The 15,739-nt window shown below is 62.3% G+C and carries 13 protein-coding genes, 1 tRNA gene and 1 pseudogene; 8 read left to right on the forward strand and 7 right to left on the reverse strand.

Features of this window, described 5'->3' with window-relative positions; genetic code table 11:
- From ACX80E_RS10850 to ACX80E_RS10865, 4 genes are all read left to right on the forward strand, one after another.
- On the forward strand, window positions 1–2,049 hold the full coding sequence (locus ACX80E_RS10850) for a PTS fructose transporter subunit IIABC (RefSeq protein WP_459301944.1): 2,049 nt from the start codon (window positions 1–3) through the stop codon (window positions 2,047–2,049).
- 30 nt (window positions 2,050–2,079) lie between these two features.
- Window positions 2,080–3,798 carry a phosphoenolpyruvate--protein phosphotransferase gene (locus ACX80E_RS10855; protein ID WP_459301975.1) on the forward strand — a complete coding sequence of 573 codons (1,719 nt, stop codon included), beginning with the start codon at window positions 2,080–2,082 and terminating at the stop codon, window positions 3,796–3,798.
- 45 nt (window positions 3,799–3,843) lie between these two features.
- Entirely contained in the window at window positions 3,844–4,119 is a 276-nt protein-coding gene (locus ACX80E_RS10860; RefSeq protein ID WP_459301945.1) for an HPr family phosphocarrier protein, read from the forward strand.
- 211 nt (window positions 4,120–4,330) lie between these two features.
- Complete coding sequence (locus ACX80E_RS10865) at window positions 4,331–5,926, forward strand: MFS transporter (protein WP_459301946.1); 1,596 nt, start codon at window positions 4,331–4,333, stop codon at window positions 5,924–5,926.
- Window positions 5,927–6,068: 142 nt separating this feature from the next.
- Here ACX80E_RS10865 and ACX80E_RS10870 read toward each other — a convergent pair whose 3' ends face one another.
- From ACX80E_RS10870 to ACX80E_RS10885, 4 genes are all read right to left on the reverse strand, one after another.
- Window positions 6,069–6,830, reverse strand: coding sequence for an SDR family NAD(P)-dependent oxidoreductase (locus ACX80E_RS10870; protein WP_459301947.1), 762 nt, complete (start codon window positions 6,828–6,830; stop codon window positions 6,069–6,071).
- Window positions 6,831–7,166: a GNAT family N-acetyltransferase gene (locus ACX80E_RS10875; protein ID WP_459301948.1), complete on the reverse strand. Its 336-nt coding sequence runs from the start codon at window positions 7,164–7,166 to the stop codon at window positions 6,831–6,833.
- A gap of 54 nt (window positions 7,167–7,220) precedes the next feature.
- On the reverse strand, window positions 7,221–8,054 hold the full coding sequence (locus ACX80E_RS10880) for a hydroxymethylpyrimidine/phosphomethylpyrimidine kinase (RefSeq protein ID WP_459301949.1): 834 nt from the start codon (window positions 8,052–8,054) through the stop codon (window positions 7,221–7,223).
- Window positions 8,055–8,211: 157 nt separating this feature from the next.
- Window positions 8,212–8,284 (reverse strand) — tRNA-Lys (locus ACX80E_RS10885).
- Window positions 8,285–8,521: 237 nt separating this feature from the next.
- Here ACX80E_RS10885 and ACX80E_RS10890 point away from each other — a divergent pair.
- The 4 genes and pseudogenes from ACX80E_RS10890 (at window position 8,522) to ACX80E_RS10905 (ending at window position 12,628) form a co-directional block, all read left to right on the forward strand.
- The gene (locus ACX80E_RS10890; RefSeq protein WP_459301950.1) at window positions 8,522–9,169 is read left to right on the forward strand and encodes a hypothetical protein; all 648 of its coding nucleotides are present in this window, start codon (window positions 8,522–8,524) and stop codon (window positions 9,167–9,169) included.
- 246 nt (window positions 9,170–9,415) lie between these two features.
- Entirely contained in the window at window positions 9,416–9,979 is a 564-nt protein-coding gene (locus ACX80E_RS10895; protein WP_459301951.1) for a DUF47 domain-containing protein, read from the forward strand.
- A gap of 2 nt (window positions 9,980–9,981) precedes the next feature.
- A complete protein-coding gene (locus ACX80E_RS10900; protein ID WP_459301952.1) occupies window positions 9,982–10,992 on the forward strand; it encodes an inorganic phosphate transporter in 1,011 nt (336 codons plus the stop codon).
- A gap of 323 nt (window positions 10,993–11,315) precedes the next feature.
- Window positions 11,316–12,628, forward strand: a pseudogene (locus ACX80E_RS10905) (amino acid permease).
- A gap of 243 nt (window positions 12,629–12,871) precedes the next feature.
- Here ACX80E_RS10905 and pstB read toward each other — a convergent pair.
- The 3 genes from pstB to pstC are packed head-to-tail and all read right to left on the reverse strand — an operon-like array spanning window position 12,872 to window position 15,716.
- The gene (gene pstB, locus ACX80E_RS10910) at window positions 12,872–13,651 is read right to left on the reverse strand and encodes a phosphate ABC transporter ATP-binding protein PstB (RefSeq protein WP_459301953.1); all 780 of its coding nucleotides are present in this window, start codon (window positions 13,649–13,651) and stop codon (window positions 12,872–12,874) included.
- A gap of 26 nt (window positions 13,652–13,677) precedes the next feature.
- Window positions 13,678–14,772, reverse strand: a complete 1,095-nt coding sequence (gene pstA / locus ACX80E_RS10915) for a phosphate ABC transporter permease PstA (RefSeq protein ID WP_459301954.1) — start codon at window positions 14,770–14,772, stop codon at window positions 13,678–13,680.
- An 11-nt stretch (window positions 14,773–14,783) separates the two neighbouring features.
- Window positions 14,784–15,716 carry a phosphate ABC transporter permease subunit PstC gene (gene pstC, locus ACX80E_RS10920; protein ID WP_459301955.1) on the reverse strand — a complete coding sequence of 311 codons (933 nt, stop codon included), beginning with the start codon at window positions 15,714–15,716 and terminating at the stop codon, window positions 14,784–14,786.
- Window positions 15,717–15,739 lie beyond the last annotated feature (23 nt).

Raw genomic sequence — 15,739 nt, forward strand, 5'->3', positions numbered from 1 at the left:
ATGACAACTCTTATCAATACCGAACTGGTGCTCCTTGACGCCAATCTGGGCACGGACACCACAGACGTTATCCGCCACCTTGCCGAACTCGTTACAGCAACCGGGCGCGCCTCCGGCGTTGAAGGCTTGTTCGCCGACGCCTTGGCCCGCGAACAAAAAACTGCCACAGGCGTTCCCGGCGGTATTGCCATCCCGCATTGCCGTTCCGAGGCCGTCCTGGAGCCAACGCTGGCCATGGCACGGCTGAACCCGGCAGTAGATTTCGGTGCCAAAGATGGCCCGGCTGACATTATTTTCTTCATCGCAGCTCCCGCAGGTGCAGACAACGCGCACCTGAAACTGCTCTCCAAACTGGCCCGTTCCCTCATCAAAAAGGACTTCACGGCTGCCCTGCGTGCGGCGGCAACACCTGCCGAAATCGTCGCCCTCGTCGCCGAGGCACTGGCCGACAAGCCCAAGGCAGCGGCAACCACCGCATCTGCGGCAGCACCCGCCCCCGGTGAAGCCGGGACAGCGGCCCCTCGCCCGCTGCGCCTCGTTGCCGTGACTGCGTGCCCCACAGGCATTGCGCACACATACATGGCGGCCGATTCCTTGGTCCTGGCCGCCCAGGAAGCTGGCGTTGAGCTGCAGGTTGAAACGCAGGGTTCGGGCGCTGTGACTCCACTGGATCCGGCCGTCATAGCCGCAGCGGACGCCGTGATCTTTGCCGTGGATGTGGATGTTCGCGGCAAGGAGCGTTTTGCCGGGAAACCGGTGATCAACGCGCCCGTGAAGCGCGGCATTGATGAGCCGGCCAAGATGATTCAGGAGGCCCTTGCGGCCGTCACGGATCCGAACGCGCACAAGGTGCCGCACTTTGGCACCGAGGAAGCCGCCGATCAAAGGGCCGAGTCCTCCGGCGAGCACCTGGGCACCAAGATCAAGAAGGTTCTGCTCACGGGTGTCAGCTACATGATCCCGTTTGTGGCCGGTGGCGGGCTGCTCATTGCCCTCGGCTTCTTGTTGGGCGGCTATGAGATTCCCAATGTTGCCGACAAGATCCTCGCGACCAACAGCCTCGGCAACCTGCCCACCGAGTATCCGCAGCACGCCATGGGTCCGCTCGGGGCGTACCTGGGTGCGGTGGCCTTCATGATCGGAAAGCTCTCCATGGCCTTCCTCATCCCGGTGCTGGCCGGTTACATAGCCTTCGGCATCGCCGACAGGCCGGGTCTTGCGCCCGGATTCACCGCTGGCGCCATTGCCGTGTTCATGGACGCAGGATTCCTCGGCGGCTTGGTCGGCGGCATCCTGGCCGGGCTCGCCGCATACTGGATCAGCAGTTGGAAGGTGCCGCGCTGGTTGCGCGGGCTCATGCCCGTTGTCATCATCCCGCTGCTCGGTTCCATCATTGCCTCCGGCGCCATGCTCCTGTTCCTGGGCGCACCCATCGCCGCGCTGACCGACGGCCTGAACACGTGGTTGATGGGCATGACCGGGGCGTCCGCCGTGGTGCTGGGCATCATCCTTGGACTTATGATGTGCTTCGATTTGGGTGGCCCCGTCAACAAGGTGGCGTATGCGTTCGCCGTGGCCGGTTTGGGCGCGGGCAGCATTGCCAACCAGGCTCCGTGGGAAATCATGGCGACAGTCATGGCCGCTGGCATGGTTCCCCCGCTGGCCATGGCCCTGGCCACAGTGATCGACAAGAAGCGTTTCTCCCTGGCCGAGCGTGAAAATGGCAAGGCCGCATGGCTGCTGGGCGCGTCGTTCATCTCCGAAGGCGCCATCCCGTTCGCGGCGGCTGATCCCCTGCGCGTCATCCCGGCAGCAATGCTCGGCGGCGCCGTCACAGGTGCCATGACCATGGGATTCCACGTGACCTCACAGGCCCCGCACGGTGGCTTCTTCGTCTTCTTCGCCATCGGCAATCTGGGCATGTTCGCACTGTCCATCGCGGTGGGCACGGTCATTTCGGCATTCGCCGTCGTGGGGCTCAAACGCTGGGCCGTCCGCAAGCCCGTTGATAGTGTGGCCACAACGCAACTCGTCGGCCAGTCCAGCTAGGCGCCGGCAATGACTTTCAAAGGAAGCCTTATGCAAAGCTATGTTGGCGTCGGTGTCACCCCCGGGCGCGTGGTGGGTCCCGTACGGATCATGCCCCCTGCCTTGAGCGCACCTCCCACAGGCGAAAAGTTGGAAAGTTCGACGTCGGCCGAGACCGCCGCTGCCACGCTCAAGGAGGCCGGTGCAAGCGTCAAGGCGGCCTTGCAGGAGCGCGCAGCCCGGGCCACCGGCGACGGCAAGGCAGTGTTGGAGGCGACGGCCTTGATGGCGACGGACCCCATGTTGATCAAGGCCGCCATCAAGCTCATCAACACCGGCCTGTCCGCCGAGCGGGCCATCTGGGACGCCGGGGATGATGTTGCCGCCATGCTCATCAGCCTGGGCGGGTACATGGCTGAACGGTCCCACGATGTCCTCGATGTCCGCTCCCGCATTGTTGCCGCCCTGCGCGGCGTGCCTGCCCCGGAAATTCCAGATTCGCCGGTTCCCTTCATCCTTGTCGCCCATGATCTCGCTCCGGCAGACACGGCTACCCTTGACCCCGCGAAGGTCATTGCCCTGGTTACCGCCGGCGGCGGTCCGCAATCGCACACAGCCATCATTGCCCGCAGCCTGGGGCTGCCGGCAGTGGTTGCCGCACGCGGGGTGACGGAACTGACGGACGGCGAGCAGGTATTTGTTGACGGCGCCGCAGGGACCATCACCACCAACCCCGGCCAGGAGGAAGCTGCTGCAGCGCAAAAGTGGACGGAACAGGCCACCCTGCTGAGCGTTTTTGACGGTACCGGACGCCTTGCCGACGGCACTGCACTGGCACTGCTGGCGAATGTGGGCGGCGCCAAGGAGGCGCAGGCGGCTGCCGCCGCGAATGCGCAGGGTGTGGGTCTTTTACGCACCGAGTTCTGCTTCCTGGGCCATGACACCGAACCCGGTCATGACGAACAAGTCGCCGCCTATAAGGGCGTTTTTGACGCCTTCCCGGGCGCAAAAGTGGTGGTCCGCACCCTTGATGCCGGCGCCGACAAGCCCCTGCCGTTCCTCACCGATTCCACCGAACCCAACCCGGCATTGGGTGTTCGCGGATACCGGACAGACAGCACAACACCCGGTGTCTTGGCCCGCCAGCTGGCAGCCATTGCTGACGCTGCGCAACAATCTGCGGCAGTCGTGTGGGTGATGGCTCCCATGATTTCAACGCCCGCCGAAGCCGCCGACTTCGCCGCCCTGTGCACCGCCGCCGGGCTGCAAACACCCGGCGTCATGGTTGAGGTCCCCTCAGCAGCCCTGACCTCCCGCCACCTGCTGGATCGGGTTGAATTTGCCAGCCTCGGCACCAACGACCTCACGCAATACGCCATGGCAGCCGACAGGCAACTGGGCCCCTTGGCAACATTGAACGACCCCTGGCAGCCGGCAGTGCTGGCGCTGGTGCAGGCAACCGTCAACGGCGCCATGGCCCAGGCCAAGCACTCGGCCGCCTTGGCCACCGAGGATTCGGCGCCCAAACCGGTGGGGGTGTGTGGTGAGGCAGCCGCTGATCCGGCCCTCGCCGTCGTACTGGCGGGGCTTGGCGTCAGCAGCCTTTCCATGACGGCACGCGCCATCCCCGCCGTCAGTGCAGTCCTGCGCACTGTCACCATGCCCGAAGCCCGCCAGCTGGCCGAGCGGGCAGTCGCCGCTGCCTCCGCAGCCGAGGCGCGCGAACTGGTCAGGGCCGCGTTGCCAGCCCTGGCTGAACTGGGCCTCTGAGCGGCCAGCTCATCCACCGAATTTCACACACGTATAGGAGACAAAATGATTGAACGAACAGCAACCATTGCCAGCTCTGTTGGGCTGCACGCCCGGCCCGCCTCGATCTTCGCCGAAGCCGCCGGCGAGCTGGGTTTTGAGGTGACGATTGCCCGTGCCGGTGAGCCTGCCGAGGACGCTGTGGATGCCGACAGCATGCTGGCGCTGATGAGCCTCGGTGTTGAGCACGGGGAGGTTGTTGTCCTGCGCGCCGAGAATGATTCTGCCGGTGATTCCTTGGAGCTGCTGGTGCGCATTTTGGAGACAAATCACGACGCCTAAAACACACGCCAACTATCACGCTAATTTTTAGCTTGAATGTGCCAACTAAACCCTTGAGGTTCGCGAAATCCGCGGATTTTCAAGGGTTTTTTGGCGTGTGGCCCAGCTCTCTTTGGGGCCTGATTTAGCCCATCTGCTAGAATTTATAGTCTGCCCTAAGCGTTGCGGCAGAATGTCGCAACGCAAATGACCTCCGTAAGGGGACGTACAAATGCCTAGAGACCCGAGCACGATTCAACCAGAAATTGGTGTCAAGGACACCGCAGGACGATCGCAGACAAGGCTAAAAAAGCCTCATTTGCCCAAGCTCAAAAAACGCAGACTGGGCGTCGACGACGTTAATATTGTTAATGCGCCGATGCTCAAAAAAGCACTTGGTGGCACCGTGGTCGGAAACACCATGGAATGGTATGACGTAGGCGTCTTCGGATACCTGATCGCCACCATGGGACCGGTATTTCTCCCCGATTCAGACCCCTCGGTGCAGACACTGTTCCTGCTGGGTACGTTTGCCGCCACCTTCCTAGCCCGCCCCCTCGGCGGAGTGGTCTTCGGTTGGCTCGGAGACAAGGTCGGCCGGCAGAAGGTACTCGCCGCCACGCTGATCGTCATGGCTGCCTCGACGTTCGCAGTCGGGCTCCTGCCCGGATATGCACAGATCGGCATCTGGGCCGCCGTGCTGCTGGTGTTGCTGAAACTTGTCCAAGGGTTCTCCACCGGCGGTGAGTATGCAGGTGCCACCACTTTTGTCAGCGAATATGCTCCCGACAACAGGCGCGGCTTCTTTGCCAGCATCCTTGACCTCGGCAGCTACATGGGATTCGCCATCGGTGCCGCGCTGGTCTCGGTACTGCAGCTGACCCTGGGTCAAGAAGCCATGGAGCAGTGGGGCTGGCGTGTGCCCTTCCTGATTGCGGGTCCCCTGGGACTCATTGCCGTGTACTTCCGCATGAAGATCGAGGAGTCCCCCCAGTTCCAGGCCACCCTGGATGCCAATGAGGAAAATTCAAAGTCCGCTGAAGCAAGCGACGAAGACAGCTCAAGCGGTCCTGTCCGCCTGGTCAAGGTTTACTGGCGCCAGGTCGTGCTGGCCATGGTCCTTGTGGCAGCAGCCAACACCGTGGGCTACGCCCTCACGTCCTACATGCCCACGTACCTGACAGATGCCAAGGGTTACGACCCCGTGCACGGAACCCTGCTGACCATCCCCATTTTGGTCATCATGGCCCTGTGCATCCCGCTGACAGGACGCCTCTCCGATCGGGTCGGGCGCCGCCCCGTGCTGTGGGTCGGCGCAATAAGCACAGTGGTGCTCGCCGTCCCTGCATTCATGCTTATTGGCCTCGGTCCCGTTTGGACCACACTGCTGGGGCTGGCGTTGATCGCTTTCCCCGTCACGTTCTACGTCTCAAACTTGGCCTCCGCCCTGCCAGCATTGTTCCCGACGTCGAGCCGCTATGGCGGCATGGGCATCTCCTACAACTTTGCCGTGGCGATCTTTGGCGGCACTGCACCGTTCATCATCCAAGGCCTGATCACCATGACGGGCAATGACATGATGCCCGCCTACTATCTGATGCTGACCTCCGCCATTGGTGCGGTTGCCATCTACTTCCTGCGCGAGTCCGCACAGAAGCCGCTGCCAGGCTCCATGCCGAGCGTGGCAACGCTCGAGGAGGCGCACGAGCTCGTGGCGACACAGGATGAGAACCCCCTGTTGGATATGGACCACATGCCCTTTGACGAGTCCTATGAGCCGGCAACGGCGGACGCCGGAATCCCCGTCACGGTGGGCCGCCCAGAGTAAGGCTCCTAGCGTCAGCTAGTTGAAGGCGTGGCGGCGCTCATCCGCCCCAGGAACTGACCCGCAGAAAACGCCGAAAATCGCGTCAAAAACGCGAATTTTCGGCGTTTTCTGCGGGTCAGTTCCTGTTTGGGGCGGGCGGGGATCATCGTCCTCGATTGCCCACTGCGGCCGCAACTTTGTCAGGCACCAGGCGGCTCAACGCAACCAGCGTGGCGTACCGTTTGGAGGGGATGGATACGCTCTTGCCTGCGGCATTGGCGGCCAGCCCTTCGCGCACCACGCGGTCGGGGTTGAGCCACAACCATGGCGGTACACCACCCATGTTCGCGCCCATGCGTTGGTGAAACTCGGTGTGTACAAAGCCCGGGCACAGCGCTGTCACCGCGACCCCTTTGGGCCCGTAGCGCAGATTGGCAAAGCGGCTAAAACTTGTCAGCCACGCCTTCGCCGCACCGTAGCTGCCGCGGGGAATGAACGCCGAAACACTTGAGACGTTGATGATGCGCCCGTGCCCGCGCGCCAACATTCCCGGCAACACTGCATGTGTGAGCTGCATGGGGGTCCGGGCCAGAATTCGCAGGTGGGCAGTCTCTTCCTCCACAGTGTTGTTTTCAAAGGCCCTGACCAAGCTGAACCCGGCATTGTTGACCAGCACCGAAACGCCGCGCACCGGGTCCGCCAGTCGGGCACTGACGGAGGCAACGCCGTCGTCGGTGAGTAAGTCTGCCGGCAGGACCTGCACGTCAACACCAAAGTCGGTCCGCAACCGCACAGCCTTGGCTTCCAGCCGGGCCACATCGCGCGCCACCAGCACCAGATCATGCCGTGAGCGGCCCAATTGCTGGGCGAACTCGGCACCGAGCCCGGAGGTGGCGCCGGTGATCAAGGCAATGGGGCGTTCCACTTAGGCGTCCTGCGGGAAGTCGATGTACTGCAGGTACGGCTCCGGATGCTTGTGCAAAAAACGCAGCACATACGGGCAATGCGGGATGATGCGCTTGCCCGCGGCCACCACGTCATCGAGGGCGTACCTGGCCAGCACCTTCGCCAGGCCGCGACCCTCAAAACCTGGTTGCGCCACTGCGTGTATGAGGTCGATGTGCCCGGGCAAGTCCTTGAAAGTGAGAATCACTGCCAGTTCATCCGCTGCGAAAAGCTCGTAGCGGTGCCGGGAATCGTTGCGCGTCATCCGCACAGTGGCGTCAAAGGGATCGGACTCTTGGGCTGCGAACTCACTCATAAAGCGAGCTTGACACACTGAACAGGAGCTGGCAACCGTGGCCCGGGATTGTGTTTAGGCGCCGGCCCCGCCCTGCCACAGAGCTGTGAACGGCGCGCCGGAGGTGACGCGGTTTTTGATGCCCTCCGTAACAAACGCCTTAGCCGTCCGGGCCGCCTCCAACGGCGTGGCGCCCTTGGCCAGTTCCGCCGTCACGGCAGCAGCCAGCGAGCAGCCGGCGCCCGAAACAGCCACCTCCCCCACCTTGGGGGCGCTGAGCACCTCAAGGGTCTCACCATCAAAGAACACATCGACGGCGTCTTCCCCGGCCAGGCGCACGCCACCCTTGGCGAGCACGGCCGCACCGCTGATCTGGTGGATTCTGCGCGCTGCCGCCTTCAAGTCCTCGAGGTTGTTGATTGCCAGGCCGGAGAGTGACTCCGCCTCAAAGTGGTTGGGGGTGACAAATGTGGCCAGCGGCAGGATCTGGGACGTCAGGGCCTGGTCAGTATCGAGGGCGTGGCCGGGCTTCTGGCCCTTGCAGATCAGTACCGGGTCAAGGACAACGTTTTTGAAGGCTGCTGCTTTGAGTGCCGTTTCCACCGTGCTGATGGTCGCGGGACTGCCCAGCATGCCAATCTTGACTGTTTCCAACACTGTTGGTGCCCCGGATGCGGGACCATAGGCCGCCGTCGTCGCTTCCAACTGATCAGCAATAACCTGCTGGTCAACGGGCATGAAGCGGTGGTTCCAGTTGTCTTTGGGGTTAAAGGACACGATGCAGGTCAGGTTGACGATGCCAAAGACACCCAATTCTTGGAACGTTTTCAGGTCGGCTTGGGCGCCGGCACCGCCTGTCGCTTCGGATCCGGCGATGGTCAGGGCAAGTGCGGGAGCAGTTGTTCTCATACAACTATCTTGCCACCTTGCCGGGCACCACCGGTGTGCGCGCGGCGGGCTGCGGATTTCTGCGATTGGGCACAACAAAAATGCCGCCGTTTGCCGGATTCGCCACAGTTTGAACTATGGCATTTCCGGCAAACGACGGCATTCTCACAACGGCCGGTGGGCCCTGCGGGGCTCGAACCCGCGACCCACGGATTAAAAGTCCGATGCTCTACCAACTGAGCTAAAGGCCCGACCTAACGCCAACTACCCAAAAGATGAATCCACCTATGGAGAAGTTGTCGCACATTAGACTACCGCACGGCGTGCACCAGAACGCAATTGGGTGCCAGCTCCCGGCACCGGCACAGCCGATCCGGCCCCCGTGGGCGCCCGTCGCCAGCCACCATCGGGGCCAGGATTGGCCGGATTTGAGCGCCAGCGCACCAGTTCTCTCGACCACACCGAGTAGCGGGGGTAGTGTTCGTGTCATGAATGATCGACCAGCCAACAACAGTCCCCGACCGCACAAACCGGTACCGTTTTCACCTGCCGACTTTGAGCCGTTTGCTGGGGGCATCGATCCGGCGCGTGTGTCTGAGGCAGCCCATCTTGCCGCCAGGGCATTGGTGCACAGCGGGCGGGCAAGCAACGATCCGGAGATCACCAAACGGCTTGTGAAGCTTGCGGACAAGCAGGGCCTTGAGGCCATTGCGGAGATGTGGGCTGCGAGCCCGGCCCGGTCCCTCCCGGGCGCACTGTGGCGCCTGTACGCCCTCCGCGCTGCCACGTTGCAGGACCCTGAAGGCATTAGCGTGTTCTTCCGGGCCGGGCAGCAAAAAGCTCAGGTAGCCAACGCCGTGGCCGGTGTTGCCGAACCGCCCGGGGCCGAGGAAATCACCACCATGGCCAACGCCATCCTTTCGGGCGCTTTCGACGGCGACTTTGACGTTGCGCTAGACCGTTCGGCAGCGTTTTGCCGAGTAGTGGCGCTGGGCCAGGCGACACTGGCTGTTGAACGTGAGGCGGCTCACGAGGAGCATGCCGCCGTTCTCACCAAAAAAGCCCACCAGTTGGTGCGCACTGCCGAGGATTTAGAGGGTGCAGCCAAGTCCTGGCGCAAGGGCGAACTCGACTAGAACATGCTCTCCAGTTGACACTTGGGGCAAGACGTACAAGACTAAAAGCGGTGTCGAACCGTGGAACCCCCGGGCTCCATTTTATAGCCGCCTAGAGCGGCCCAGTGCCGAGAGGCGCTCCCGGTTCGACACCACTTTTATGCCCTGACATAACCGGGTTTTACAGAAGTCCGCTACCACAAAGGCCTCATAGTGAAGTTTCGACTTTTTCCCCAGGAGACCGCAGGGCTTCAATCGCTGGTGAGCATGTCAGAACACATTCTGTCCGCAACCCACACCTTGGCGGAACTGCTCGGCGCTGACAGGGCGGACTTCGCAAGCCTCACCGAATCCTTGCGCCAGCAAGAGGCAGCCTCCACGGCCGACTTCGCGACCTTGCTGACAACCATGCGCACCAGTTTCATCAATCCGCTGCCCCGCGAGGACCTGTACTCCTTGGCCCAACTGCTCAATGAGACCAGCGAGATCCTCACCGGCGCTGCCGAAGTGGTTGACCTGTACGCCCTTGACAGGGTTCCCACGCGCGTCAGCGACCAGCTGGAAATCCTCTCCCGGCAGGCCGAACTCACGGCCACCGCTATGCGCTCCCTGAACGATTTGGACAGCCTCGAGGACTACTGGCTGGAAGTCTTGCGGCTGGCCAAGCGGGCAGATCACACCCACCGGGTCCTGGTCTCGGAACTGTTGGCCAGCCACAGCCCCACCACCTTTGCCAAGTACAAGACCCTTGCCGACCAGTTCGCCTCAGCAAGTCGCCAGATGCGCACGGTTGCCACCCAGGTGGGCAGCATCATCGTCAAGGAATCCTGACCTTGATAGCGTTCCTGCTCGGTGCCGTCATTGCCACGGCAGCGGTTTTCGCGTTCCTGAACGGTTTTCGCGACGCCTCGGCAGCAGTCGCCCTTTCCGTGCGCACCCGCGCCCTGACGCCATCCATCGCCGTGTTGCTGGCCAGCGTGTTCAACTGTGTGGGCGCGCTGGCCAGCGTTGCTCTGACGGCCGCCTTCGCCGACAGGCTGTTCACGGTCCCGCCGGGGCGGGTGGGGTTGCTGTTGTTGCTGGCTGCGCTCATCGGGGCGTGCCTGTGGGGTCTGTATTTGTGGTGGCGCGGCTTCCCGTCGTCCTCCACGCATGCCCTGATCAGCGCCCTGGTGGGGGCATCCCTGGGGTCTGCGATCACGGGCCACGCCCCGCTGGAGGGCATCAACACCACCATGCTTGCCCTGGTGCTCCTGCCGCTGCTCATCTCCCCCGTGGTAGCTTTTGTGCTCGGTTTTGTAGCTGTTTACCCAACCTCCTGGGCCGCCCGGAACACCGCCCCCAACCGCGTCAACCGCCGCACCCGCCAGCTGCAGTCAGTGGCCGGGGCTGCTGTAGCTTTTGGTCACGGGCTCCAGGACGGCCAGCGGACGACGGCGGTTGTCCTGTTTGCGCTCATAGCCGCCGGTACCATCGGGGCCGGGGAGGTTCCGCTGTGGGTTCCCATCTTCACCGCCGGCCTTCTGGCCGCCGGGACGCTGTGTGGCGGGTGGCGGATTTCCTACACCCTAGGACACCGTCTGGTCCGGATCGATCCAGTGCGTGGCTTTGTCGCCCAAATGATCGGTGCGGGGCTGTTGTTTGTGGGTGCCATCGTCCTGCACATGCCACTGTCCACCACGCATGCTGTCACAGCGGCCATTGGCGGCGCCGGCGCCAACCAGCGTTTTGCGGCGAGCAACGGGCGGGTGCTGCGCAGGATTGCCCTGGCCTGGCTGGCAACACCTGTTGCCTGTTTGGCGTTGGGCGCGTTGTTTTTCCTGGCCCTCTCGCCGCTGGCGTAACGATCCCGCCTTCGGCGCAGCACAAGCGCCGATGCCCCACAGGCGCAAGGAGGCATGTGTTGCGAAGCCCCGCCTTAGTTTCCTGCTGGTAAACAAACAGTGCCATTTTGCGGCCCTAAGTGCATTTGACCAGATTACGTCATCACATTCTGGGGCTATGGACAATGAACACGGGCCGGGACCGACTTAGGCTGAGTCGTCCCCGTGATGCCACTCACGGAAGCCCGCGGCAACGTTGCCGCATGTGGGTAACCTAAAAGGAAGTTTTGCCAACGCACCAAGAGCAACAGTTATCCAAGACCCTCAAACCCCGCCACCATTCCATGATCGCCCTTGCCGGCGTCATCGGCGCCGGGCTTTTTGTAGGATCGGGTGCCGCCATCCAGCAGGCAGGTCCCGGGATTCTGGTGGCCTATGCGGCGGCCGGCATTGTGGTCATTATGGTGATGCGGATGCTGGCGGAAATGGCCGCGGCCCAGCCCGAAACCGGGTCCTTTTCCACCTATGCCGACAAGGCACTGGGCCGCTGGGCAGGTTTCAGCATCGGCTGGCTGTACACCTAGTTCTGGATCATAGTGCCCGCCGTTGACCAGTGGCAATGGGCCCTGGTCCTGATGGTGCTGACCAATGTGGCCTCCGTGACGTCATACGGAGAATTTGAATTCTGGTTTGCCTCCGTCAAGGTTGCCGCCATCATCGTCTTCCTCCTGTTGGGCATCACCGCCATCCTGGGCTTCCTGCCCGGCGTTGACGCGCCCGGCCTGCAGAACCTCACTGGCAACGGCGGCATCTTCCCGAACGGTCCGGGTGCCGTGCTGGCGGGTGTCCTGGTGGTGGTGTTCTCCTTCTTTGGCGCTGAGATTGCCACAATTGCCGCCGGCGAGTCCGAGAACCCTGTGGATGCCGTGAAGAAGGCCGTGAAGTCCACTGTGTGGCGCATCTTGGTCGTCTACATTGGCTCCGTCGCCATTGTTGTGACACTGCTGCCGTGGAATGATGCGTCGGTGGCCAAGAGCCCCTACGTTGCCGTGATTGAGCTTTTTGGGACCCGGGCGCCGGCACCATCATGGACGTTGTGGTCCTGACATCCGCGCTCTCCTGCCTGAACTCGGGCCTGTACACGGCCAGCCGGATGCTGTTTTCCCTGTCAACGCGCGGCGATGCGCCCAAGTCCTGGCGCAAGATCTCCAAACGCGGTGTCCCCGTCAGCGCCGTTCTGGCCTCCACAGTGGTGGGTTTCGTGACAGTGGGTCTGAACTACCTGTCCCCGGATACGGTGTTCCTATTCATGGTCAACACCTCCGGTGCCATCGCCTTGTTCGTATGGCTGGTGATAGCCAGTTCCCATTTGATTTTGCGACGCCGGATGGGCGCCGCGGCCAAGGACCTCGAGTTGAAGATGTGGTTCTTCCCCTACCTGACATGGCTTTCCATCGCGGCCATCATGGCCTTGATGGCCTTGATCGTTGGCATGGCCATTGTTCCGCAAACACGCGAAGCATTGCTGCTGTCGGTCGGCCTGGCAGCCGTGGTGGTGGCCATTGGCGTGTTCCGCTACCGCAAGGGCCCGGCCAGCCCGGCTGCCGCCGAGGCGCTCGAGGGCGAGTCCGGTGACGAAGTTGGGTCCCGCACGTAGCGCTGGCAAGAGGCCACTGCCCGGACGGCGGCTGGTTCGGGCGCGGGGCACGCTGCGCACTCAAGCCAGTTTGTCCGGCGTCGAACGAAAAACAGCTGTCTAGCCGTTCGCGGTCCTCAAGGTGCACCGGGGCGAGGACTGCTGCATCGTCACGCTCAATGGACACGGGACGCCGCAAGAACCCATTGGGCGGCTGACCTTGGCGGCAAAAAAGGTAATGCGCAGGGTCGGAGCAGCTGCGGACTAGCCGAAGCGGCCGGAGACGTAATCTTCGGTGGACTTCTCGGCCGGGTTGTTGAAGATGGTGGCAGTGTCCGCGAATTCGATCAACTTGCCGGGTTTGCCGGTGCCGGCAATGTTGAAGAAGGCTGTCTTGTCCGAAACGCGGGCAGCCTGCTGCATATTGTGCGTCACGATGACAACGGTGTACTGGTCCTTGAGCTCGTTGATGAGGTCCTCAATGGCCAGCGTGGAGATCGGGTCAAGGGCGGAGCAGGGCTCATCCATCAGAATCACCTCGGGCGACACCGCAATGGCGCGGGCAATGCACAGGCGCTGCTGCTGGCCGCCGGAGAGGCCGGAGCCGGGCTTCTCCAGACGGTCCTTGACCTCATTCCACAGGTTGGCGCCCTGCAGGGACTTTTCCACGAGCGAATCTGCGTCGGACTTGGAGATCCGGCGGCTGTTCAGCTTGACACCGGCAAGGACGTTGTCGCGGATGCTCATGGTCGGGAACGGGTTGGGGCGCTGGAACACCATACCGATCTGGCTGCGCACGGTCACGGGATCAACGCCGTCGCCGTAGAGGTTGTCACCATCTAGGAGCACCTTGCCTTCAACGCGCGCACCGGGGATGACCTCGTGCATGCGGTTCAAGGTGCGCAGGAAGGTGGACTTGCCGCAGCCTGAGGGGCCAATGAACGCTGTGACGGACTTGGCCTCAATGGTGATGCTGACGTCCTCCACGGCGCGGAAATCACCGTAGTAAACATTCAAATCACTGACATCAATACGCTTAGACATAGCTAGAATTCCATTTCACAATTAGTTTAGCGGCCGGTTTTCGGCGCAAAGAGGCGGGCCACCAGGCGGGCTCCGAGGTTCAAGAGCATGACAAGAACTATCAACAGCAGTGCCGCCGCCCAGGCGCGTTGCGTGGACGGATCCGCGTTGGAGGGCGAGGTGGGCGTCATGATTTGCGTGTAGATAAACGTGGGCAGTGAGGCCATCCACCCGGAAAACACATTCATGTTGATGGTGGTGGCGAATCCGGCCGTCACCAGCAGCGGCGCAGTTTCACCAATGACTCGGGCAATCGCCAAGGTGACACCGGAGGCGATACCCGAGATCGCCGTCGGAATGACCACCTTGACAATGGTGCGCCACTTGCGCACACCTAGAGCGTAGGCGGCCTCGCGCAACTCGTTCGGCACGATCTTGAGCATTTCCTCGCTGGAGCGCACCACCACCGGGATCATGAGGACTGAAAGGGCCACGGCCGCCACGAACCCTGTTTTGGTTCCCGGCCCCAGGATCAGGGCGAAGAACGCTGCTGCGAACAGGCCGGCCACAATCGAGGGGATGCCTGTCATGACGTCCACCAGGAACGTGATGACCTTGGAGAACTTGTTGTCGTCGCTGTATTCAACAATGTAGACGGCCGTCAACAACCCCACGGGAACGGAGATCAGCGTTGCCCAGAGGGTGATCATGACGGAGCCCATGAGTGCGTGGTAAACGCCACCCACCACGGGGGTGCCGTCGTTCACGGAGGCGTTGTCCACGGCACCTGTCACGCCGTTCATGGATGAGCTCAAGAACCCGGGCGTCAGCAGTCCGGGCACGCCGTTGACCAGCACAGTCCAAATGACTGAGATCAGCGGCAGGAGGGCAACCAGGAACGCACCGTAAACCACCGAGGTGGCCAGTTTGTCAGTGGCCTTGCGGCGGCCCTCGACGACGGCGGCGCTTGTCACGTTCCCTGCGGCGAACAACACGGCGGAGAGGATGGCCCAGCCAAAGACGTGGAAGCCGATCAGTGACATCAAGGCGGCGGACACGATCACTGCGCTGACGGCAATGACGTACGGGGTGTATTTGGGGAGTCGGCCGCGGGTCAGGGCGGAGCGTTTACGTTCAGTCATGAGCGTGGCCATTAGTTAGCTCCCGAGAATTCTTTGTGGCGGTTGATGATCCAACGGGCCACCATGTTTACAGCCAGTGTGATGACGAAGAGCACCAGGCCTGCCGCGATAAGTTCGTGCATGCGCAGGCCGAAGGCTTCGGGAAAGTTGAGGGCGATCTCGGCGGCAATGGTTTGGTTGCCGGAACGGATCAAGGAGGCGATCAGGGGTCCCGAGGACAGGACAAGAGCTACTGCCATGGTTTCACCCAGGGCACGGCCAAGGCCCAACATGACGGCGCTAATAATGCCGCCGCGGGCAAACGGCAGAACGGCCATGCGGATCATTTCCCACCGGGTTGCACCCAACGCCAGCGCCGCTTCTTGGTGCAGCATGGGTGCCTGCAGGAAAATCTCCCGGGTAAGTGAGGCAATGATGGGCAGCACCATGACCGCCAGCACAATGCCGGCAGTCAAAATGGTCTTGCCCGTGCTTGAGGCAGGTCCGGCAAAAAGGGGAATCCAGCCCAGGTTCTCGGCCAGCCACTGGTACGGCACCTTCAACTGTGAGGCCAGGAAGCTTGCACCCCACGCACCGTAAATGACTGACGGAATGGCCGCCAGCAGGTCCACCACATATCCCAAGCCGCGCGCCAGATTGCGCGGAGCATAGTGGGAGATGAACAAGGCCACCGCAATACCAATGGGCGTGGCGATCAGCAGGGCGATCGTTGCGGCGATGAGCGTACCGATGACGATGGGGAAGATGTAGCCAAAGAAGCCTTCCCCGCCCGTAATCTCGGCGGCAGGGGCACTGAAAGTTGGCAGCGCCTGGACAACCAGGAACAGGGCCACAGCAAACAGAACGACCACAATCAGGGCACCGGCACCCAGCGCCGCACCGGAGAAGACTTTATCTCCGGTGCGGCCTGTTCCGGCTCGACGTGCGAGCTTGGTGGTGGACAATCTAATACCTTTTTGTTTGAGCT

The organism is Arthrobacter sp. TMN-49 (assembly GCF_054511095.1).

Bases quoted from the DNA above. Each gene is read 5' to 3' on its own strand.
- ACX80E_RS10850 (WP_459301944.1), top strand. From the start codon at position 1: ATGACAACTCTTATCAATACCGAACTGGTGCTCCTTGACGCCAATCTG.
- ACX80E_RS10855 (WP_459301975.1), top strand. From the start codon at position 2,080: ATGCAAAGCTATGTTGGCGTCGGTGTCACCCCCGGGCGCGTGGTGGGT.
- ACX80E_RS10860 (WP_459301945.1), top strand. From the start codon at position 3,844: ATGATTGAACGAACAGCAACCATTGCCAGCTCTGTTGGGCTGCACGCC.
- ACX80E_RS10865 (WP_459301946.1), top strand. From the start codon at position 4,331: ATGCCTAGAGACCCGAGCACGATTCAACCAGAAATTGGTGTCAAGGAC.
- ACX80E_RS10875 (WP_459301948.1), bottom strand. From the start codon at position 7,166: ATGAGTGAGTTCGCAGCCCAAGAGTCCGATCCCTTTGACGCCACTGTG.
- ACX80E_RS10880 (WP_459301949.1), bottom strand. From the start codon at position 8,054: ATGAGAACAACTGCTCCCGCACTTGCCCTGACCATCGCCGGATCCGAA.
- ACX80E_RS10890 (WP_459301950.1), top strand. From the start codon at position 8,522: ATGAATGATCGACCAGCCAACAACAGTCCCCGACCGCACAAACCGGTA.
- ACX80E_RS10895 (WP_459301951.1), top strand. From the start codon at position 9,416: ATGTCAGAACACATTCTGTCCGCAACCCACACCTTGGCGGAACTGCTC.
- pstB (WP_459301953.1), bottom strand. From the start codon at position 13,651: ATGTCTAAGCGTATTGATGTCAGTGATTTGAATGTTTACTACGGTGAT.
- pstA (WP_459301954.1), bottom strand. From the start codon at position 14,772: ATGACTGAACGTAAACGCTCCGCCCTGACCCGCGGCCGACTCCCCAAA.